This window comes from Bacillus sp. 37MA (genome assembly GCF_000372765.1).
Classification (GTDB): domain Bacteria; phylum Bacillota; class Bacilli; order Bacillales; family Domibacillaceae; genus Domibacillus; species Domibacillus aminovorans.
Genome location: NZ_KB889752.1, coordinates 3539425 through 3559251 on the forward strand (window position 1 = coordinate 3539425; position 19827 = coordinate 3559251).

Here is a 19827-nt window from a genome sequence, read left to right on the forward strand (position 1 = left end):
AAGGTCTGAATTGAAGCCCCAGTAAACGGCGGCCGTAACTATAACGGTCCTAAGGTAGCGAAATTCCTTGTCGGGTAAGTTCCGACCCGCACGAAAGGCGCAACGATCTGGGCACTGTCTCAACGAGAGACTCGGTGAAATTATAGTACCTGTGAAGATGCAGGTTACCCGCGACAGGACGGAAAGACCCCGTGGAGCTTTACTGCAGCCTGATATTGAATTTTGGCACAGTCTGCACAGGATAGGCAGGAGCCTTGGAAGCCGGAGCGCCAGCTTCGGTGGAGGCGCTGGTGGGATACTGCCCTGACTGTGTTGAACTTCTAACCCACACCCGTGATCCGGGTGGGAGACAGTGTCAGGTGGGCAGTTTGACTGGGGCGGTCGCCTCCTAAAGTGTAACGGAGGCGCCCAAAGGTTCCCTCAGAATGGTTGGAAATCATTCGCAGAGTGTAAAGGCACAAGGGAGCTTGACTGCGAGACCTACAAGTCGAGCAGGGACGAAAGTCGGGCTTAGTGATCCGGTGGTTCCGCATGGAAGGGCCATCGCTCAACGGATAAAAGCTACCCCGGGGATAACAGGCTTATCTCCCCCAAGAGTCCACATCGACGGGGAGGTTTGGCACCTCGATGTCGGCTCATCGCATCCTGGGGCTGTAGTCGGTCCCAAGGGTTGGGCTGTTCGCCCATTAAAGCGGTACGCGAGCTGGGTTCAGAACGTCGTGAGACAGTTCGGTCCCTATCCGTCGCGGGCGCAGGAAATTTGAGAGGAGCTGTCCTTAGTACGAGAGGACCGGGATGGACGCACCGCTGGTGTACCAGTTGTCTCGCCAGAGGCATCGCTGGGTAGCTACGTGCGGACGGGATAAGTGCTGAAAGCATCTAAGCATGAAGCCCCCCTCAAGATGAGATTTCCCATTACGCAAGTAAGTAAGATCCCTTGAAGATGACGAGGTAGATAGGTTCGGGGTGGAAGTGTGGCGACACATGGAGCTGACGAATACTAATCGATCGAGGACTTAACCAATAACGAAAAGTGCCAGCTGACCCATTTGGGCTGGCTGGGGCTGGACAACACGAAACAACACTTGGTGTTATGCGTATCATACGAATCCCTTATATCCAGTTTTGAAAGAACATCTTTCTTTCGAACTTCATAGTCAGGTGGCATTAGCGAAGAGGTCACACCCGTTCCCATCCCGAACACGGCAGTTAAGCTCTTCAGCGCCGATGGTAGTTGGGGGTTTCCCCCTGTGAGAGCAGGACGCCGCCTGGCAAAGCTGAAGTGATATTCTTTATCCGCATAGTCTTGATAGTTTATAATTGCCGATTTGGGGCACTATAGCTTAGATATTCATGAAATTTTTTATCGTCGCGGGGTGGAGCAGTTCGGTAGCTCGTCGGGCTCATAACCCGAAGGTCGCAGGTTCAAATCCTGCCCCCGCAATCTCGGTCCGGTAGTTCAGTTGGTTAGAATGCCTGCCTGTCACGCAGGAGGTCGCGGGTTCGAGTCCCGTCCGGACCGCCATTTTTATTAAGAAGAATTCTTTTTTTATTCAAACATATTCGATATAATAAAATAGGAAACCTTAGGATCATATATCCTAAGGTTTTTTTTCGAGGAAAGAAGGTAAATATTTGTGACATCTTCTTATAAATTCATCATTGATAATACAGAAGAAATGAAAAATTTTGCTGCGCATATTGCTGCGTTGCTTGTACCTGGTGATGTGGTCTTGCTTGAAGGAGATCTAGGCGCAGGGAAAACAACATTTACTCAAGGAATTGCGGCTGCTTTAGGCGTGAAAAAAAACGTCAATAGCCCAACATTTACAATTGTTAAAGAATATAAAGGAAAGTATCCGTTGTATCATATGGATGTGTATCGGCTTGGTCCAGATTCAGAAGAAGATCTTGGTTTTGACGAATACTTTTATGGGGAAGGTATTTCGATTGTGGAATGGGCACATTTAATTGAAGGACAACTGCCGGATGAATATATAAAAATTAATATTTATCATACAGGAGTTGATGGTCAGCGAGAAATAGTTTTAACTATAGAAGGTGATCGTTACGATCGAATAAGTGAGAAGGTGATTGATTTTGAAAATACTAGCAATTGATACGTCTACATATACATTGTCGATCGGTTTGTCTGATGGTGATGTCATACTTGCGGAGCAGGTAACAAATGTGAAAAAAAATCACTCGATCAGGGTGATGCCGGCCATTGAAGCGCTCATGAGTGAGGTGGATATGAAACCAGTTGATTTGAACAAAATTGTGGTAGCGAATGGACCGGGTTCTTATACAGGTGTACGAATCGGCGTCACGATTGCGAAAACATTAGCATGGACGTTACATATTCCTATTACGGCTGTATCTGGGCTGGCGTCTCTTGCAGCGTCTGCTCCATTAATTGAAGGTCTTGTTTGCCCAATGTTTGATGCACGTAGAGGACAGGTGTTCACGGGACTGTATCGGTTGTCGAACGGGTTAGTGAAATCGGTGAAAGAAGATCAGAATGTTCCTGTTGTGGACTGGTGTCAGGAGCTTCTTAAGATTGGGGAGCCTGTTTTATTTGTTGGACAGGAAAGCATTATACATGAGCAGGTCATAGCAGAGATAATGGGCAGTGCTGCAGCATTTGCGGGGAAATCGGTTCCATATACACGTCCTGCTGCTCTTCTTTCACTTGCATCAGGAATGGAGCAAGATCCGTCTCAAGTTGTGCCGAACTATGCACGACTAGCTGAGGCAGAGGCGAATTGGCGTAAAGCGAATGAAAAGAAGGAGAAGTCTGATGAGTGAGTTTTTTGTGCGGAAGATGACTTTGGATGATGTTTCTGCAGTATATGAAGTAGAATTGGTTAGTTTTACAGTTCCATGGTCAAGAGAAGCATTAGAACGAGAAATTACCTCAAATAGTTTTGCTCTTTACCATGTAGCTGAAATCGAGGGCAAAGTGATTGGCTACTGCGGTATGTGGATTGTATATGACCAAGTACAGGTGACAAATATTGCGATTTTGCCCGAATATCGTGGCAATCATTATGGTGAAAAATTGCTCGGTTTTGTGATCAATGAGGCGAGGCTTCATGGGGGGAAAGTACTTTCTTTAGAAGTGAGAGTGAGTAATACACCAGCACGGTCGCTTTATGAAAAATTCGGGTTGCAGCCGGGTGGAATCCGGAAGCAGTATTATACCGATGATTTAGAAGATGCTTTAGTGATGTGGGTGAATTTATGATGAAAAAAGATATATTTATATTTGGAATTGAGACGAGCTGTGATGAGACAGCAGCCGCAGTTATTAAAAATGGAACGGACATTATCGCAAATGTCGTTTCATCACAAATTGAAAGCCATAAACGATTCGGTGGCGTCGTACCGGAAATTGCATCGCGTCATCACGTAGAACAAATTATTGCCGTGTTTGAGGAAACACTGGAGCGGGCAGGCTTAACATTTCAGGACATGGATGCTATTGCAGTAACAAAGGGACCGGGTCTTGTCGGGGCACTTTTAGTCGGTGTCAATGCAGCGAAAGCGATTGCGTTTGCACATGATCTGCCGCTCATTGGTGTTCATCATATTGCAGGGCACATTTATGCGAACCGGTTAGTTCAGGAGATGTCGTTCCCGCTTATGTCACTCGTTGTTTCTGGCGGACATACGGAACTTGTCTATATGAAAGAACATGGCTCATTTGAAGTGATCGGCGAGACGCGTGATGATGCAGCTGGCGAGGCGTATGACAAAGTAGCCCGTACATTGAGTTTACCTTATCCGGGCGGCCCACACATTGATCGGCTGGCAGCTGAAGGACAGGATACGTACTCATTGCCGCGCATTCGTCTAGAAGAAGGATCATACGATTTCAGTTTTAGCGGATTGAAATCAGCGGTTATTAATACGGTTCATAATGCGGAGCAGCGCGGTGAGGAGATTAATCCGGAAAACTTGGCTGCGAGTTTTCAAGCGAGTGTCGTGGACGTGCTGACAGAAAAAACAGTACGAGCAGCGAAAGAATATGATGTGAAGCAAGTATTATTAGCTGGTGGTGTGGCGGCTAATAAAGGGCTTCGTGCGTCACTTGAGAATGCATTTGGCGAAATAGAGAACATTGATATCATGATTCCGCCTATATCGCTTTGTACGGATAATGCAGCGATGATTGCAGCGGCAGGGACTATTTTGTTTGAACAGGGAAAACGGGATGGGCTGGATATGAACGGTCATCCGGGATTAGATATTGAGGAATTTTAACAGACGGGCAGATGCCTGTCTTTTTTATTGTGGATAATGTGGACAAAAATAGTTAATTTCTGTGGACAATGTGGATAAGTCCTGTGGAAAGCTTTTTTAAAAGCTTTTTAATAAAATAGAAATGGGGATAAAAAAACACGATGCTGTGGATAGCATCGTGCTTTGTTTATTCTTCCTGCAATGATTCCCATTCTTCCATTAGTAATTCAATAGCACTGTTTGCTTGTTCCAATTGTTGCTGCAATTCCAGTGATTTTGAATGATCTTCGTATATTTCAGGTAGGCAGAGCAACCCTTCTACTTCTGTTATAATTCCCTCATGGCCAGCAATTTCTGATTCGATTTCTTCAATTCGGCGAAGACGCTGACGATCCCGTTTTCGCTGCTCTTTATCGGTTTTATACGAATCAGCAGCTGCCGGTTTTGCTATGGTTGAAATCGTATTTACTGTTTCGAGAGCAGCCAGTTCTTCCTGTTCATTTTTCTTTTCTACATAATAGTCGTAATCTCCGAGATAGACGGTGACACCTGTTTTTGTTTTATCAAGTTCCACTACTTGTGTGGCGATTCGATTAATAAAATAACGGTCATGAGAGACGAATAAGAGGGTACCAGGATAATCGATTAATGCATTTTCAAGCACTTCTTTACTGTCGAGATCAAGATGGTTTGTCGGCTCATCAAGTATAAGTAAATTTGCTTTTTGCATCGTCAATTTAGCGAGTGCAAGACGGGCTTTTTCACCACCACTCAGTGCTGCAACAGGTTTTAACACATCATCACCTGAAAAAAGAAAGGTACCAAGAATCGTTCGTATATCCTTTTCTTGAGTACCAGGATACTCGTCCCACAGTTCAGCTAGTACCGTTTTTGACCGGTTTAAATGAGACTGTTCTTGGTCATAATAACCGATTTCGACACCAGCCCCCTGTCGGATCTCACCGGCTAGAAGCGGTAATGCACGGGTGATCGATTTCAGCAAAGTCGATTTGCCAGCACCGTTTGGACCGACGAGCGCGATGCTTTCGCCTCTGAATACATCAAATGACAGATCAGAAACAATTGTCTGTTCGTCATAGCCAATAGACACACTGTCAATTTTCAATACTTCATTGCCGCTTTGCCGGTCGATATCAAACAACATACTTGGTGGCTTTTCATTACCACCTGGTCTTTTGATCATGTCCATCCGGTCAAGTTGTTTTCGTCTGCTTTGCGCCCGTTTTGTGGTAGAAGCACGGGCGATATTGCGCTGAATAAATGCTTCAAGCTTTGCGGTTTCTTCCTGCTGTTTTTCAAATTGTTTCATTTCCCGCTCGTATTGATCAGCTTTTTGAATTAAATATTTACTGTAGTTGCCAGTGTATTTGCGAATTTTGTTTCGAGACATCTCGTATACTTGATTAACAGTCTTATCAAGGAAGTAGCGATCATGAGAGACAATTAAAATTGCGCCGGCGTATCCTTGTAAGTAATGTTCGAGCCAGGAAAGCGTATCAATATCAAGATGGTTCGTCGGTTCATCAAGAATTAAAATACTAGGTTTTGCTAACAGTAACTTTGCAAGAGCAAGACGCGTCTTTTGTCCACCGCTTAATGTGGAAATAAGTGTATCGTAATCATAATCTTGAAAGTTAAACCCATGTAAAACGGAGCGTAAATCTGCTTCATATTGATAACCGCCAGCTTCTTTAAACTCATTTTGAAGTTGGTCGTAAGAGGTCATCACCTGCTCGTACAGCTTTGGATCATCATATACATCTGGATTGGCCATATCCGCTTCGAGACCTCGCAATTGCTGCTCCATTTCCCGAAGATTGTCGAAAACGCTATTCATTTCATCCCAGATGGAAAGGTTCGATTCAAGACCGGTATCTTGCGCCAAATATCCAATGGTGACGTCTTTCGGTTTTATAATCGCACCAGACTCATGTGAAAGCTGTCCAGCAATGATTTTTAAGAGCGTTGATTTGCCCGCACCATTTCGGCCGACAAGTGCGATCCGATCGCCTGACTGCACCTCAAGCTTAATATTCGATAAAATAAGTTCAGCTCCAAAATATTTCGAGAGCTGCTGTACTTGAAGAAGTATCATGTTTTTCACCTCACCTTCACTTTACTCGAGGAAGAGTAAGCGAGCAATGGAAAAGAAGCAGTTCTTGTGAAAAAGGTGACAAAGATTTATGATTATACTATAAGAAAAAATGAAATGTGGAAGCGGCATCATGTAAGGGGGATAAAAATGAACAGCGATTCGGTGAAAATTCCACAAGCAACAGCGAAGCGACTGCCTTTGTATTACCGATTTATTCAAAATTTGCATTCGTCAGGCAAGCAGCGTGTATCATCGGCAGAATTGAGTGAAGCAGTAAAAGTAGATTCGGCTACGATCCGGAGAGACTTTTCTTATTTCGGTGCGCTTGGCAAAAAAGGATATGGCTACAATGTGAGCTATTTGCTATCCTTTTTTCGCAAAACGCTCGATCAGGACGAATTGACAAATGTTGCGTTGATCGGTGTTGGGAATTTAGGGACGGCATTTTTAAATTATAATTTTTTGAAAAATAATAACACGAAGATCCTAGTTGCATTTGATGTGGAAGAGAGCAAAGTCGGGACAACTATTGGAGAGGTACCTATTTATCATATGGATGAGTTGGAAGAAACTTTAGCCCAACTGAAAGTGCCGGTAGCGATTTTAACGATTCCACAGTCTGCAGCACAATCCATTACGGATCGTTTAGTCCAGGCAAATATAAAAGGGATTTTGAATTTTACACCGGCACGGTTAAACGTGCCTTCAGCTATTCGCGTTCATCATATTGATTTGGCGATTGAATTGCAGTCGCTCGTGTACTTCTTGAAAAATTATCCGGATCAATCTGTCGAAAAATGATCATAGTATTTAACGGGTAAATCAGTTATGATGAAGGAAAAGGGAGGTGTGTGCCAATGATAGGTGTTGGCAGCATGGTCGTAATTGGCGCTGTAGCATTGCTTATTTTTGGACCGAAAAAGCTTCCGGAACTCGGACGAGCAGCCGGTGATACATTGAGAGAATTTAAAAGTTCAACAAAAGGATTAACGGATGATGATGATCGAAAAGAGGACAAGAAAGAGTCCAAGTGATGTTAGGATGAATGATAAATGAGTCTACAAGACATGACGATATATGAACACCTGGAAGAATTCAGGAAACGGCTTATGATTGTCGTCGTTTTCTTTTTCATTGCTGCCATTGGAGGGCTTTTTCTTGCAAAGCCAATCATCCACTATTTGCAGCATGCAGATGAAGCGGCGGCGCTGTCGATGAACGCATTTCGGGTAACTGATCCGCTAAAGATTTATTTTCAAATGGCGTTTGTAATAGGGATTATTTTGACATCGCCAGTCATTTTGTATCAATTGTGGGCATTTGTCAGTCCCGGTCTGCATGAGAAAGAGCGGAGAGCGACGCTTAGTTACATCCCCGCATCGGTTCTTCTGTTTTTAGGGGGACTCGCTTTTTCATATTTCATTTTATTTCCGTACATTATTCATTTTATGATGAAACTGTCCGGCGATTTGAATATTGAACAGGTCATTGGCATTAATGAATATTTCCAATTTTTATTTCAGACGACGATTCCATTTGGGTTTTTATTTCAGCTTCCAGTTGTGACGCTGTTTTTGACACGGTTAGGCATTATCACGCCACAATTTTTAAGTCAGATTCGCCGCTATGCGTATTTTGTCTTACTCGTCATTGCGGCACTCATTACTCCACCGGATATCATTTCACATATGATGGTGAGTGTTCCATTATTTCTTTTATATGAAGTGAGTATTTTTGTTTCGAAAATTGGCTATAAAAAAGTGCAGCAGGCAGAAGCCCGTGCTACACTTGAACAAGAAGAATCCGCCCAATAAACTGGGCGGATTTTATTAATTCTGGCTGTTTTTTACTTTGAAGTGAATCAACATTAACCGGAGACCAGTGCCGATATCGAATGTCGCCAGCAAAATAAGCACATAGTTGAAAAACCTGAAGCCATTCACATTTACGTCCTGTACGGCTAGAAACACGAAAAATCCGCCGAGTATATTATAAAAAATCCCTGCAGCTAGTGGTGACTGTCTCATCATTATACCTCCTTACGAAAACCACAAAATAAATTGTTGCGCTTGTTCAGCTTTCTTGATCATTTTTTCAATATCATCCGCAAATACGTACTGCATCAGTACAACGATTGAGTTCATTGATACATGCGCCACAATAGGTACGATTAATCTCTTTGTTTTTACGTAAAGAAATGCGAATGTAAATCCCATTGCCGCATATAATAAAAAATGCTCTAATTCTCTGTGTGCAATAGAGAATATAAATGCACTAATGAGTGCGGCGAAGAAAAAAGGAATCCGTTCATATAATGAGCCGAATAAAATTTTCCGGAACACGATTTCTTCCAAAATCGGACCGAATAGGGCGACGGACAGCATTGTAAGCGGAACCCATTCAACGAGTTGAATAATGTCTTGCGTATTTTCAGAGCCTTGCCCAATACCGAGCGCTGTTTCAATGATGATCGCCGCATATTGCGCAGAAAACGCTAGAAAAACGCCGGTGATTGACCAGAAAATTAATTTTCCAGTAGATAGTGATATCTGGTTTTCAATTTTATTTACATACGCAGATTTTCGCAAAATAAGTAGAATGATGACTGTCGCAAGGGCGAAACTAATCACTGTCCAATAACCTATAGCCAGCATCTCCATCTCATTCTGTTCCACGCCGGTCGAAACACCGAACTTAAAAAGAAGAGGAATACCAATATAACCGGAAAATTGCATTAAAATGTACGTAATTAAAATAAACCCATATTCTTTTTTCACATAAAAACTCCTTTATTCGATTCACTTACTATTCATTGTACTAATAAAGATGGAGCCCTTCAAATAAGCAGTCTCGCTCTGTTTGAAAATTTTTTTGCTTTACACTTGCAAAAGAAAGCCAATTTCATTTATTATAATAGTTGTGTTAGCACTCGTCTGAGTAGAGTGCTAATAAAATTTAATTATCTATTTTTTGAGGAGGGTTTCACTTGTTAAAACCACTAGGTGACCGCGTAGTAATCGAACTAGTAGAATCTGAAGAAAAAACGGCCAGCGGAATTGTACTTCCTGATTCTGCGAAAGAAAAACCGCAGGAAGGCAAAGTTGTGGCAGTTGGAACAGGACGTGTTCTAGAAAGCGGCGAGCGTGTAGCACTTGAAGTAGCTGAAGGCGATCGCATCATCTTCTCAAAATACGCAGGTACAGAAGTAAAATACGAAGGCGTGGAATATTTATTGTTGCGCGAAAACGATATTTTAGCTGTTATCGGCTAATCATTACACATAAAAACATATAAATATAAAATTTAGAGGAGGCACTTTAAAATGGCTAAAGATATTAAATTTAGTGAAGATGCACGCCGCGCGATGCTTGCTGGTGTAGACAAGCTTGCAGATGCAGTTAAAGTAACGCTTGGACCAAAAGGACGTAACGTCGTTCTTGAGAAAAAATTCGGTTCGCCGCTTATTACAAATGACGGTGTAACAATCGCAAAAGAAATCGAACTTGAAGATGCATTCGAAAATATGGGTGCAAAATTGGTTGCAGAAGTAGCAAGCAAAACAAATGATGTTGCTGGTGACGGTACAACGACTGCAACGGTTCTTGCGCAAGCGATGATCCGTGAAGGTTTGAAAAACGTAACAGCTGGTGCAAACCCTGTCGGCATTCGTAAAGGAATGGACAAAGCAGTCGCAACAGCGCTTGAATCACTAAAAGTCATTTCAAAACCAATCGAAGGAAAAGAGTCGATTGCTCAAGTTGCAGCGATTTCTTCTGGCGATGAAGAAGTGGGACAACTTATTGCTGAGGCAATGGAGCGCGTTGGAAATGACGGTGTTATTACAATCGAAGAGTCAAAAGGCTTCACGACGGAGCTTGATGTTGTAGAAGGTATGCAATTTGACCGCGGTTATGCTTCTCCTTACATGATTACTGATTCAGATAAAATGGAAGCAGTGCTTGAAAACCCATATATCTTAATCACAGACAAAAAAATTGCAAGCATTCAAGAAATTCTTCCTGTTCTTGAGCAAGTTGTTCAACAAAGCAAACCGCTTCTTCTTATTTCCGAAGATGTAGAAGGCGAAGCGCTGGCAACACTTGTTGTCAATAAACTACGCGGTACATTTAACGCAGTAGCAGTTAAAGCACCTGGATTCGGTGACCGTCGTAAAGCGATGCTTGAAGACATTGCGATTTTAACTGGTGCTGAAGTCATTACAGAAGAGCTTGGTCTTGACTTGAAATCAACGGATATTACACAACTTGGCCGTGCATCGAAAGTTGTAGTATCGAAAGAAAACACAACAATCGTTGAAGGTGCGGGCGAGTCTCAAAACATTCAAGGCCGCGTAAGCCAAATCCGTGCGCAGCTTGAAGATACAACGTCTGAATTCGATCGCGAAAAATTGCAAGAGCGTCTAGCGAAACTTGCTGGCGGTGTTGCTGTCATCAAAGTTGGAGCGGCAACAGAAACAGAACTAAAAGAGCGCAAACTTCGCATTGAAGATGCTTTGAATGCAACACGTGCAGCTGTTGAAGAAGGCATCGTATCCGGTGGTGGTACAGCACTTGTGAATGTATACAATAAAGTAGCTGAAGTAGAAGGCGAAGGCGATTTTGCAACAGGTGTGAAAATTGTACTCCGCGCTCTTGAAGAACCAGTTCGTCAAATCGCGCACAATGCAGGTCTTGAAGGTTCCGTTATTGTGGAACGCCTGAAACGAGAAGAACTCGGTATCGGCTTCAACGCGGCAACTGGCGAGTGGGTAAACATGATCGAAACGGGTATCGTAGACCCAACGAAAGTAACACGTTCAGCACTTCAAAATGCAACATCTGTTGCAGCCATGTTCTTAACAACTGAAGCAGTTGTAGCGGACAAGCCAGAAGAAGGCGGCGGTATGCCATCAATGCCTGATATGGGCGGCATGGGCGGCATGATGTAAGGCTTTTAAGCCCTGCATTTGAAAATAGTAAAAACTATTTTCCCCCATTTTGAGAAGTAGTCATGTAAATAATTTATATCAATAGCAATAACCACTTCCTATAAAAATTAGGGAGTGGTTTTTTGTGTTGTTAAAATTTGCGTATTATTGCATTGAGAACCAAGTAGTAAACGTTGAAGACATTACGTATAGCCATGTTCGGTAATTAGAATCATTATGTGTCCCTATAAAAAAGTTATTTATCTTCAGAAGGCAGCATACAGTAACAATCTGTTTATCATTGTCTGATTTTTTGTTTTAACAAAGCCTAATGGGTTTTACATGTAAAAGCCTCCCCTTAGGAAACATGTTCTAAAGGGAGGCTAATCTATTATCCGTCCTATAAACTTCACTCTTTATTGCGCTGCTTACCTTCGGACTATTGAGCAGATGCATATGGTTTTACTTCTTCTTTTTCTTATACTTTATCAATTTTATCTACAAACATCTGAAACACTTTTTTCTTTTCTTCCAGGTCTTTTATTTCTTCTTTCAATTGGTTAAATCTTTGTTCAAATGGCTTATGATAAAGTTCACGGATATTGCGGATAATCTCATCATTGATTGTAGATTGTACAACCTGTTTAGTGATGCTGAATTTATAGGAATAAACCTGAAGCTCACGTTTTACTTCTTCATATTCTTTATCTATTTCATGTAATAAACCACAAATTTCTTCTTTCCATTCTTCTAAAGACTTCTTTACATGCGCCTCCATGGTTCATCTCCCTTTATTCAACTTCATTATGTATACTAATCAAAAAGCTTTTCTTATAAGTTTATCAATTTATCGTTGCATTTTCTTTTCTATACAGTTACATAACAACTTATTTTTATTAAAAGAAGATAACAGGACTGCGTCAAAACCAAAGGAGTAACAACCCCATTTCATTATTGCTTATTTTAGGTAAATAATTTTTTATACAGAATACATTTTCAGAACCATGCCATAGCCGAATGCAGAAGCAACAATTCTATTACTTGTTTAGAAAAGTCCTGTCATAATTTTTATTTCTAGTTTTATTCTTCTTTTATAAGAAAACAAAATCTTTTAACTTACCTTGTTTACCGTTACGGTGAACCGTACCACAAGTAACGGCGAAAATTAGATGGTGGCGGTTCACTGGTAACCGCAAACCAAAGCCTTAATCCTTGCAAGAAGCTGGGTTAAGGCCTTGGTTTTTGTGTGTTCCTAGGGACTTGTGGACGGAATTCTCACTTTTTACCAGCTTGTAAATAGCTTATAAATATTAGATAATAGTAGATATTTTAATCTATAAATAATTGTAATACACTATGATATAGTTATAATTGAAACAGAAAAGGTGTGTGACGCCTAAGCCGGAGCGCCTGCATCCTTTCTGCAAATTTTAGGGTATAGGGATGGTAAAAATGAGCAATGGAAAAACTAAAACAGACGTCATCTTAATTGGCACTGGAATCATGAGTGCGACTTTAGGTACGCTCCTGAAAGAGTTAGTACCGGAATGGGAAATTACAGTGTTTGAGAAGCTCGAAAACGCAGGAGAGGAAAGCTCTAACGAATGGAATAATGCGGGAACAGGGCATGCGGCACTGTGTGAGCTTAACTATACTGTTGAAAAACCAGACGGATCTATAGATATTAACAAAGCTATTAAAATTAATGAACAGTTCCAAGTTTCAATGCAGTTTTGGGCTTATCTTGTAAAAAGTAAGCTAATTAATAATCCGCAGGACTTTATCATGCCATTGCCTCATATGAGTATGGTACAAGGAGAAAAAAATATAGCGTTTTTAAAGAAGCGTTTTGAGGCGCTTTCAAACAATCCCTTGTTTAAAGGCATGGAATTTTCCGATAACCCGGAAAAACTGATGGAATGGATTCCGCTTATTATGCAAAACCGTCCATTGAATGACCCTATTGCGGCAACAAAAATCGACTCTGGTACAGACGTTAACTTTGGTGCTTTAACATGCATGTTGTTTGACCACTTAAAGAATAAAAATGTCGATATCAAATACAAACATAGTGTTGATAATATTAAACGCACTAGCGATGGCTCGTGGGAATTGAAAGTACGAAACGACAGCGGTAACGTCGAACGCCATACTGCAAAATTCGTCTTTATTGGAGGCGGGGGAGGAAGCCTGCATTTACTGCAAAAATCCGGTATTCCGGAAGGAAAACATATTGGCGGATTCCCAGTAAGCGGAATATTTATGGTATGTAATAATCCGGAAGTTATAGCGCAGCATCATGGAAAAGTATATGGCAAAGCTAAGGTTGGAGCTCCTCCAATGTCTGTTCCGCATCTTGACACAAGATATATCGACAATAAAAAATCGTTACTATTTGGACCGTTTGCCGGCTTCTCACCAAAGTTCTTAAAAACAGGTTCAATGTTCGATTTAGTAACTTCCGTAAAACCAAATAATGTCTTAACGATGTTGGCAGCAGGCGCAAAAGAAATGTCATTGACAAAATACCTGATCCAGCAGGTTATGTTATCGAAAGAACAGCGTATGGAAGAGTTGCGAGAGTTTATCCCGAACGCTAAGAGCGAGGATTGGGATTTAGTAGTAGCAGGCCAACGTGTACAAGTTATCAAAGATACGGCTGAAGGCGGCAAAGGAACGCTTCAATTTGGTACCGAAGTTATTACTGCAGCTGATGGCTCGATTGCAGCATTACTAGGTGCTTCTCCAGGTGCTTCTACTGCTGTTCACGTTATGCTCGAGATAATTAAAAAATGCTTCCCGCAACATATGAATGAGTGGGAACCAAAAATCAAAGAAATGATTTCTTCTTATGGCGTGTCACTAATGGAAAATCCAGAGCTTCTGCACGAAATTCATACTTCAACAGCAGAGACGCTTGCTCTAAGTGAAAAAGAGCTAGTTTATAGTTAATTCTTTGGATGTAGAAACAAAGGTATTTAATGAAAAAGTTTAAGCAACATTTTTCATCAATGGACAATCGTTTCTATGATGAAGAGATTGAAAAGGCAATGATTAAAAAAACAGAGATACAATAAAAAATTTACTTAAAGAATTGAGTAAATAATAGAATATCATTAAAAATAACACATAGAATCTTTGATCTATCTATAGATTGAAGGTTCTTTTTTTAAAAATTCGCAGTTAGAGAGGCTACGGAGAACCGTATCACAAGTGATGGTAAACTCTAAAAGTAAGTAAGAAGAACTAAAATCCTAGATGTATAAGGATTTGCGGTGTATTTAGAAATAAATGCTCACTTAACATGTAAATAACTTTAAAGTTAAAGGCCTCCCATCAGTATAATTGAACTGATGGGAGGCCTTTTCCTCATAATGCTTTTTTGATTCCTTTTTACTGAATCAGCTAAAGATTATCCGGTTTGCTTTTTGGGCTCTTGATGAAGCAAGTAATATCTATTTGGCCCCTGGAGACTCCTTTAGCGATTGCGCTATCCTGTTTATTAGCCACATCACTTGTTAATCAATTACATCAAACCATAATGGGGATTTATCTTCAGGGTACCAGTTGTAATTTATAGTGATTTCCTCACCCTTCTTAATATCAGATATTGTAAAAAATGCTATCGATAAAATATCTGGTTTATAAACAAACGTCGCATTCGGAGTATATGAATGATTAAATAGCGACCCATATCCCAGAGCAAGCGCTTTATGCTCGTAATTTTCACCCCAAGTGAAGTAGTATTCAGAAAGTACCGTCTTCTTCAGATACTTCCATTCGGTTGGGGGTGATACTATAACAGGTGACACTTCAATACATTTACCTGTTTTAATATCACGTGTAGCATATATCCCTCTACCGTACTTTCCACTATCTTTTATGCATAATAAATCCAAAGTTGTTTACCCCTTTCCGAATGCTCAAACGCTTCCCGAGTGGCAAGATCGAGATGACGATTATTCTTCTAGTCAAGTTTATTTAGACGCTTTTTTAAATAGCTGTTGCGTTTCCGAATGAATTGAAAGATAAACTCAGGTTCTTCATCGAATGTATCAATCGTTTTCTTTTTATAAGGATCTAGAAGAATGTGTGGCCGAAGGGACTCATGGAGCGAAATCACCTTATTCTCTAAGTATTTGACTGTAAACTTAGTTTCCAAAGTTTCTTCCAATATGTTGCGGTAAAGTTTACGGAATTCTGGTACTTTCAGGAGAAGACGGCAAAGATGGTTGTCCTTCTTTCCTTTAATAGGAACGTAATTGTGCTTCATGAGTCCACCGTCGACTTTTCGTCCCCATGTTGCATCGTAGTCCCAAGGAATAATTTCGAACAAACCAGTTTCATTATTCCGGTACAGCGCATAGTTATGAGTAAACCCGTCATTATTCATTGTGCAAACAGCTCCAACGAGCCAGCGTAAAAAAGTATCAATATTGAGATGGTGGGGAATTTCATTAGGAAAATCAGATAAGGAAGTAGTATTGATTTTGTATATCAATTCATGAAGGAGATCATCGTCTGATTTGGTTCCTAACACTCGTCTATACCCCGAAAGCAGTGACTTTTTTTTCTTCTTATCTCTTGTTAGAGAAAAATTAGCATTATTGTTGACCGCATAATAAATAGGACCCGAAGGAAGGCCCCTCTTTTTCAAGAACAAATCATCTACGGATTCCAATTGCAAATAGACCCCTTTAAAAGAGCCATTTCGCGTTAAATTTATATGATGACTATTTGGTGATAGAACACCAAGATCCTGGAAAAAATCAAAAGAAAGTTTATTTCGCATAAGGGACGGGTCCCTATATTCTGCATTGAGATGAATTATGCGGTCCCCGGAACATCTATTTGGATTGATGAACTCAATCCGGAAAGATCTTTTGCGAAATTTCCGCGTATAGGATCCCCGGTAGGCAATGTCAATAGTATAGGTGATGTTTTTCACTTTTAAATAGGCGGAAACAGGAGTATCACTCCATATATCGCTCCTTAGATCATCTAGATTACTTTCTTCGATTATCAAAAAATAAGATGGAATTAGATAAGACATATACTCTCTGTCCTTTCTTTGATAACACCGATGCGCTCACGTATTATCTTTTTTCACTGTTAATATCACCATTGTAAGCAGCTATTGAAGAATGAAGGACATAAACTTAATTTATTATCTACAAATAAAAACCTAGGGATTGTGTCCTTGGTTTTAAATTTTATACAATATTTAGTTGTTTAATCTTGAAGAGGTTTTTCTATTTAGATGATCTCAAATCAAATTTAGTATTGCACTCACTTTTTTGGATGATCTTTTGATGTCCTATTTAAGAATTAAATACTTCCGCTTAATCAAGCGGAAGTATCTGTTTGCTTTATATTTTCTGTTATTATCTTCCTTTAGGACCTTTTCCCTTAGGACCTTTTCCTTTAGGACCTTTTCCTTTACGTTTACCAGTTGATTTTTTACCGGATGATTTTTTACCGGATGATTTTTTACCGGATGATTTTTTACCAGTTGACTTTTTACCGGATGATTTTTTACCGGATGATTTTTTACCAGTTGACTTTTTACCAGTTGATGTTTCATCCGTTGTAGTACAATCAGTAGTCGTCCGGTTTTTCTTTTTCTTTTTCTTTTTCTTTTTTTTCTTATGAGAATCAGTTGTAGTACAATCAGTTGATGTTTCATCTGTTGTAGTACAATCAGTAGTCGTCCGGTTTTTCTTTTTCTTTTTCTTTTTTTTCTTTTTCTTATGACAATCAGTTGATGTTTCATCCGTTGTAGTACAATCAGTAGTCGTCCGGTTTTTCTTTTTCTTTTTCTTTTTTTTCTTTTTCTTATGACAATCAGTAGTTGTTTTACTGGTTGTAGTACAATCAGTAGTTGTTTCACCGGTTGTAGTACAACTACAACCAGTAGTCGTTTCATCGGTTGTAGTACAACTACAATCAGTTGTAGTGCAACCAGTGGTCATGTTCTTTCTTTCATCGGTTCCAAATTCTCCCACAAATATCCCTCCCATTTAAGTGAATACAAATACAGTGTATTCAATTGGTTACAAATATGAACCAACGGATTAAGTGAATACAAATACAGTGTATTCAGTTGGTCACAAATATGAACCAAAGGAGCACTTATTCAATATTTTTTTTAAAAAAAGGAATATTTTATCATAAAAGAGGTGGTAAAATGACGAGGAATTTTAGATGTTGGATCTGGGTTCTACAAACGAGGTAATCAAAAAAAATAATTTGTCTAAGCACTCAGAATAAATATGAGGGCTTAAAAGGGTTGATACACGTAAGGGTTTATCTCACTTGAATAGACTATGCAAAAAACATCGATTTTCGCGTTCTTTTAAGTCTAAAATCACTTTACGAACGCTTTGATATAACAAAAGAACAGACGCTCTGTAAAAGGAGAAAGATGATCGACGTTTGAAAATTTGGATACATACGAGTCAGCAGCAAAGATCAAAATGAAGGACGACAGCTGGAGGCCATGAAAAAATTGGGATTTGATGAGCTTCACGCTTAGAAGTAGGAGACTTCTTTCGGAATAAGTTCAAAGATTAGGTACGTTGCCCAGTTACATTCTGTCAGAGGTGAATATAAATATAATAATAAACGGACAAGAAAAGGCATTTGACCCATGGCTCTTCAAAAAGGGGAAAGGGATAATGAGCTTGGAAATTGGATTGACTATTTTGGTGTTTATCATGACAATGTTTGTCATATTTTTGAGGCCAGGCGGTATTAATGAAGCGTGGCCAGCATCGGTCGGGGCAGGCATTATTTTACTAACGGGGATTGTATCACATGAAGATGTTATGGATATTATCCATAAGATAGGTGGCGCATCTGTCACTATTATGGCCACGATCGTCATGGCTGTCATCTTGGAAAGTTTCGGTTTTTTCCACTGGGCAGCTGCACGACTTGCAAATTTAGCTAGAGGATCTGGTTATCGCCTGTATTGGTACATTCAGCTTTTATGTTTCTTAATGACCCTTTTATTTAACAATGATGGCAGCATTTTGATTACGACTCCAATTTTAATTCTACTGCTTAAAAACCTTCGGCTGAAACTACATGAACAGCTCCCATATCTTTTAAGTGGGGCTCTCATTGCGACCGCTTCCAGCGCACCTATTGGCGTAAGCAATATTGTCAATTTAATAGCATTGAAAATTGTTCATATGACTCTTTATATGCATACAGCCATGATGTTTGTACCTGGAACACTTGGATTACTGTTCATGTCCTATTTAATGTTTGTTGTTGTAAAGAAGAAATTACCGAAGACGCTGCCCGCTTCCTTATATGATGTAGAAGAAACCTTTTTCACTGAAAAATTCCATCTATTAAAAGGGACACTGTCTGTTGAAACAAAAAATCAACGCACGAAATTTATGTTAAGACTTTTACTGTTTGTCTTTGTGATACGCTGTCTGCTCTTTGTGGCGTCCTATCTCTCCATTCCAATTGAAATTGTGGCAGTGCTCGGATCACTCATGTTGCTTGCATGGAGATGGTATCATTTACGAACAAACCCGCTGGATATTTTGAAAAAGACCCCGTGGCACATTTTAATTTTTGCCTTTTCCATGTATGTCATGATTTATGGGCTCCACAATGCAGGATTAACGGCCATGCTTGTAAAAGCATGTGAACCCATCGTCAATCAGGGACTGCTCCAGGCGAGCTTTATGATGGGCGGATTAGTTTCGATTTTATCCAACTTTTTCAATAATCACCCTGCCTTAATGATCGGAACCATTACCTTAACCGAAATGGGACTGGACCCTGTCACATTAAAGACGATTTATCTCGCGAATATTATTGGCAGTGATATGGGCTCCTTGTTATTGCCTATTGGAACGCTCGCCTCTCTTATTTGGATAGATATTTTAAGGAAGAATAAGATCAAAGTCACCTGGAAAGATTATTTAAGCCTATCATTGATTGTTATACCTTTGACAACGATTGTGACGTTATTCTTGTTATTCTATTGGGTGCAGATGGTTTTTGCCTGATGTTTTATCTCTTCACAGGAAAAAAGAACAGAAAAATAGCTATTTTCAACACAAAAAAGCCCGTTCATAAAATATGATTAAGGCTGTGGTGATAAATGGCTGGATTGATGAGAAACAAACAGTATTAGAAGTATTAATGTCTATGAAACGTGCAGGTAGTGATTTAATCATTACTTATCATGTTAAAGATGTTGCTCGATGGTTGTTGGAATAAACAGCTTTGTAAACCCTAATGTCACTGTTGGAGTTTTTTACATTAACAGGTACCAAACCATCGAAATTCCCTCTAAACAAAGGGATTCATTAGAAAAGACTATTCTTCAGAAGTGGTTTCAGACTGTAGACAGGAAATAATTCCTGTCTCTTTTCTATTTATGGGCTCGCTATCAAAAAAATAGCGCAACCGGTCACACGACCTGATCAAAGGCTTCATAAAAATAATGAAAGAACCATATACCCACTAATGCCAGTTTAAAATTCCCCAATAATAACAGATAATCGGCACA

At 40.2% G+C, this 19827-nt stretch carries 18 protein-coding genes, 2 tRNA genes, 1 rRNA gene, 2 pseudogenes and 2 other annotated features; of the genes and pseudogenes, 16 read left to right on the forward strand and 7 right to left on the reverse strand.

Annotation, left to right across the window (positions count from 1 at the left end; all coding sequences use genetic code 11):
• Positions 1 to 30: 30 nt before the first annotated feature.
• Positions 31 to 87: a sequence feature (23S ribosomal RNA rRNA prediction is too short), on the forward strand.
• Positions 88 to 143: 56 nt separating this feature from the next.
• Positions 144 to 1012 (forward strand) — a sequence feature (23S ribosomal RNA rRNA prediction is too short).
• Between the two features lie 145 nt (positions 1013 to 1157).
• The 7 genes from rrf to tsaD all read left to right on the forward strand — a co-directional run bounded on the left by rrf (position 1158) and on the right by tsaD (position 4266).
• Positions 1158 to 1273 (forward strand): 5S ribosomal RNA (gene rrf, locus A3M5_RS0119550).
• Positions 1274 to 1370: 97 nt separating this feature from the next.
• Positions 1371 to 1444, forward strand: a tRNA-Met gene (locus A3M5_RS0119555).
• A 4-nt stretch (positions 1445 to 1448) separates the two neighbouring features.
• Positions 1449 to 1525, forward strand: a tRNA-Asp gene (locus A3M5_RS0119560).
• A gap of 112 nt (positions 1526 to 1637) precedes the next feature.
• Positions 1638 to 2120 (forward strand): tRNA (adenosine(37)-N6)-threonylcarbamoyltransferase complex ATPase subunit type 1 TsaE, encoded by a 483-nt coding sequence (tsaE, locus tag A3M5_RS0119565; protein WP_018395463.1) that lies wholly within the window; start codon positions 1638 to 1640, stop codon positions 2118 to 2120.
• A complete protein-coding gene (tsaB, locus tag A3M5_RS0119570) occupies positions 2101 to 2808 on the forward strand; it encodes a tRNA (adenosine(37)-N6)-threonylcarbamoyltransferase complex dimerization subunit type 1 TsaB (protein WP_018395464.1) in 708 nt (235 codons plus the stop codon). Before tsaE ends, tsaB begins: the two co-directional genes overlap by 20 nt.
• Positions 2801 to 3247, forward strand: coding sequence for a ribosomal protein S18-alanine N-acetyltransferase (gene rimI / locus A3M5_RS0119575; protein ID WP_018395465.1), 447 nt, complete (start codon positions 2801 to 2803; stop codon positions 3245 to 3247). The genes tsaB and rimI overlap by 8 nt, the downstream gene beginning before the upstream one ends.
• Positions 3247 to 4266, forward strand: coding sequence for a tRNA (adenosine(37)-N6)-threonylcarbamoyltransferase complex transferase subunit TsaD (tsaD, locus tag A3M5_RS0119580; protein ID WP_018395466.1), 1020 nt, complete (start codon positions 3247 to 3249; stop codon positions 4264 to 4266). The genes rimI and tsaD overlap by 1 nt, the downstream gene beginning before the upstream one ends.
• Positions 4267 to 4432: 166 nt before the next feature.
• Here tsaD and A3M5_RS0119585 read toward each other — a convergent pair whose 3' ends face one another.
• The gene (locus tag A3M5_RS0119585) at positions 4433 to 6361 is read right to left on the reverse strand and encodes an ABC-F family ATP-binding cassette domain-containing protein (protein WP_018395467.1); all 1929 of its coding nucleotides are present in this window, start codon (positions 6359 to 6361) and stop codon (positions 4433 to 4435) included.
• Positions 6362 to 6508: 147 nt separating this feature from the next.
• On the opposite strand from A3M5_RS0119585, the gene A3M5_RS0119590 reads away from it, so the two are divergent.
• From A3M5_RS0119590 to tatC, 3 genes are read left to right on the forward strand one after another with little or no spacing between them, the layout of a single operon-like run.
• Positions 6509 to 7162 (forward strand): redox-sensing transcriptional repressor Rex, encoded by a 654-nt coding sequence (locus A3M5_RS0119590; protein WP_018395468.1) that lies wholly within the window; start codon positions 6509 to 6511, stop codon positions 7160 to 7162.
• Between the two features lie 56 nt (positions 7163 to 7218).
• Entirely contained in the window at positions 7219 to 7395 is a 177-nt protein-coding gene (tatAY, locus tag A3M5_RS0119595; protein WP_018395469.1) for a sec-independent protein translocase protein TatAY, read from the forward strand.
• Positions 7396 to 7413: 18 nt separating this feature from the next.
• A complete protein-coding gene (gene tatC / locus A3M5_RS0119600; RefSeq protein ID WP_018395470.1) occupies positions 7414 to 8175 on the forward strand; it encodes a twin-arginine translocase subunit TatC in 762 nt (253 codons plus the stop codon).
• Between the two features lie 15 nt (positions 8176 to 8190).
• Here the strand turns inward: tatC and A3M5_RS0119605 are convergent, their stop codons facing one another.
• Together A3M5_RS0119605 and A3M5_RS0119610 are read right to left on the reverse strand one after the other, a co-directional pair.
• Positions 8191 to 8391 carry a YdiK family protein gene (locus A3M5_RS0119605; RefSeq protein ID WP_034288606.1) on the reverse strand — a complete coding sequence of 67 codons (201 nt, stop codon included), beginning with the start codon at positions 8389 to 8391 and terminating at the stop codon, positions 8191 to 8193.
• Between the two features lie 9 nt (positions 8392 to 8400).
• Positions 8401 to 9138: a CPBP family intramembrane glutamic endopeptidase gene (locus tag A3M5_RS0119610; RefSeq protein WP_018395472.1), complete on the reverse strand. Its 738-nt coding sequence runs from the start codon at positions 9136 to 9138 to the stop codon at positions 8401 to 8403.
• Between the two features lie 209 nt (positions 9139 to 9347).
• On the opposite strand from A3M5_RS0119610, the gene groES reads away from it, so the two are divergent.
• Positions 9348 to 9632 (forward strand): co-chaperone GroES, encoded by a 285-nt coding sequence (gene groES / locus A3M5_RS0119615; protein WP_018395473.1) that lies wholly within the window; start codon positions 9348 to 9350, stop codon positions 9630 to 9632.
• A gap of 51 nt (positions 9633 to 9683) precedes the next feature.
• A complete protein-coding gene (groL, locus tag A3M5_RS0119620) occupies positions 9684 to 11309 on the forward strand; it encodes a chaperonin GroEL (RefSeq protein ID WP_018395474.1) in 1626 nt (541 codons plus the stop codon).
• 457 nt (positions 11310 to 11766) lie between these two features.
• Here groL and A3M5_RS0119625 read toward each other — a convergent pair whose 3' ends face one another.
• On the reverse strand, positions 11767 to 12066 hold the full coding sequence (locus tag A3M5_RS0119625; RefSeq protein ID WP_018395475.1) for a hypothetical protein: 300 nt from the start codon (positions 12064 to 12066) through the stop codon (positions 11767 to 11769).
• Between the two features lie 674 nt (positions 12067 to 12740).
• Here A3M5_RS0119625 and A3M5_RS0119630 point away from each other — a divergent pair.
• Entirely contained in the window at positions 12741 to 14240 is a 1500-nt protein-coding gene (locus A3M5_RS0119630; RefSeq protein ID WP_018395476.1) for a malate:quinone oxidoreductase, read from the forward strand.
• A 566-nt stretch (positions 14241 to 14806) separates the two neighbouring features.
• Here A3M5_RS0119630 and A3M5_RS0119635 read toward each other — a convergent pair.
• From A3M5_RS0119635 to A3M5_RS0119645, 3 genes are all read right to left on the reverse strand, one after another.
• On the reverse strand, positions 14807 to 15187 hold the full coding sequence (locus A3M5_RS0119635) for an SET domain-containing protein (RefSeq protein WP_018395477.1): 381 nt from the start codon (positions 15185 to 15187) through the stop codon (positions 14807 to 14809).
• A gap of 68 nt (positions 15188 to 15255) precedes the next feature.
• Positions 15256 to 16341, reverse strand: coding sequence for a CotH kinase family protein (locus A3M5_RS0119640; RefSeq protein ID WP_018395478.1), 1086 nt, complete (start codon positions 16339 to 16341; stop codon positions 15256 to 15258).
• Between the two features lie 331 nt (positions 16342 to 16672).
• Positions 16673 to 17293 carry a hypothetical protein gene (locus A3M5_RS0119645; protein WP_018395479.1) on the reverse strand — a complete coding sequence of 207 codons (621 nt, stop codon included), beginning with the start codon at positions 17291 to 17293 and terminating at the stop codon, positions 16673 to 16675.
• Positions 17294 to 17739: 446 nt separating this feature from the next.
• Here A3M5_RS0119645 and A3M5_RS26245 point away from each other — a divergent pair.
• From A3M5_RS26245 to A3M5_RS24945, 3 genes and pseudogenes are all read left to right on the forward strand, one after another.
• Positions 17740 to 17811 (forward strand): annotated as a pseudogene (locus A3M5_RS26245) (recombinase family protein); the annotation flags it as partial.
• Positions 17812 to 17965: 154 nt separating this feature from the next.
• The gene (locus A3M5_RS0119650; protein ID WP_018395480.1) at positions 17966 to 19321 is read left to right on the forward strand and encodes an arsenic transporter; all 1356 of its coding nucleotides are present in this window, start codon (positions 17966 to 17968) and stop codon (positions 19319 to 19321) included.
• A 70-nt stretch (positions 19322 to 19391) separates the two neighbouring features.
• A pseudogene (locus A3M5_RS24945) lies at positions 19392 to 19535 on the forward strand (porphobilinogen synthase); the annotation flags it as partial.
• Positions 19536 to 19827: the final 292 nt, after the last annotated feature.

Bases quoted from the DNA above. Each gene is read 5' to 3' on its own strand.
- rimI (WP_018395465.1), top strand. From the start codon at position 2,801: ATGAGTGAGTTTTTTGTGCGGAAGATGACTTTGGATGATGTTTCTGCA.
- tsaD (WP_018395466.1), top strand. From the start codon at position 3,247: ATGAAAAAAGATATATTTATATTTGGAATTGAGACGAGCTGTGATGAG.
- A3M5_RS0119585 (WP_018395467.1), bottom strand. From the start codon at position 6,361: ATGATACTTCTTCAAGTACAGCAGCTCTCGAAATATTTTGGAGCTGAA.
- A3M5_RS0119590 (WP_018395468.1), top strand. From the start codon at position 6,509: ATGAACAGCGATTCGGTGAAAATTCCACAAGCAACAGCGAAGCGACTG.
- tatAY (WP_018395469.1), top strand. From the start codon at position 7,219: ATGATAGGTGTTGGCAGCATGGTCGTAATTGGCGCTGTAGCATTGCTT.
- tatC (WP_018395470.1), top strand. From the start codon at position 7,414: ATGAGTCTACAAGACATGACGATATATGAACACCTGGAAGAATTCAGG.
- A3M5_RS0119605 (WP_034288606.1), bottom strand. From the start codon at position 8,391: ATGATGAGACAGTCACCACTAGCTGCAGGGATTTTTTATAATATACTC.
- groL (WP_018395474.1), top strand. From the start codon at position 9,684: ATGGCTAAAGATATTAAATTTAGTGAAGATGCACGCCGCGCGATGCTT.
- A3M5_RS0119625 (WP_018395475.1), bottom strand. From the start codon at position 12,066: ATGGAGGCGCATGTAAAGAAGTCTTTAGAAGAATGGAAAGAAGAAATT.
- A3M5_RS0119630 (WP_018395476.1), top strand. From the start codon at position 12,741: ATGAGCAATGGAAAAACTAAAACAGACGTCATCTTAATTGGCACTGGA.
- A3M5_RS0119640 (WP_018395478.1), bottom strand. From the start codon at position 16,341: ATGTCTTATCTAATTCCATCTTATTTTTTGATAATCGAAGAAAGTAAT.
- A3M5_RS0119650 (WP_018395480.1), top strand. From the start codon at position 17,966: ATGAGCTTGGAAATTGGATTGACTATTTTGGTGTTTATCATGACAATG.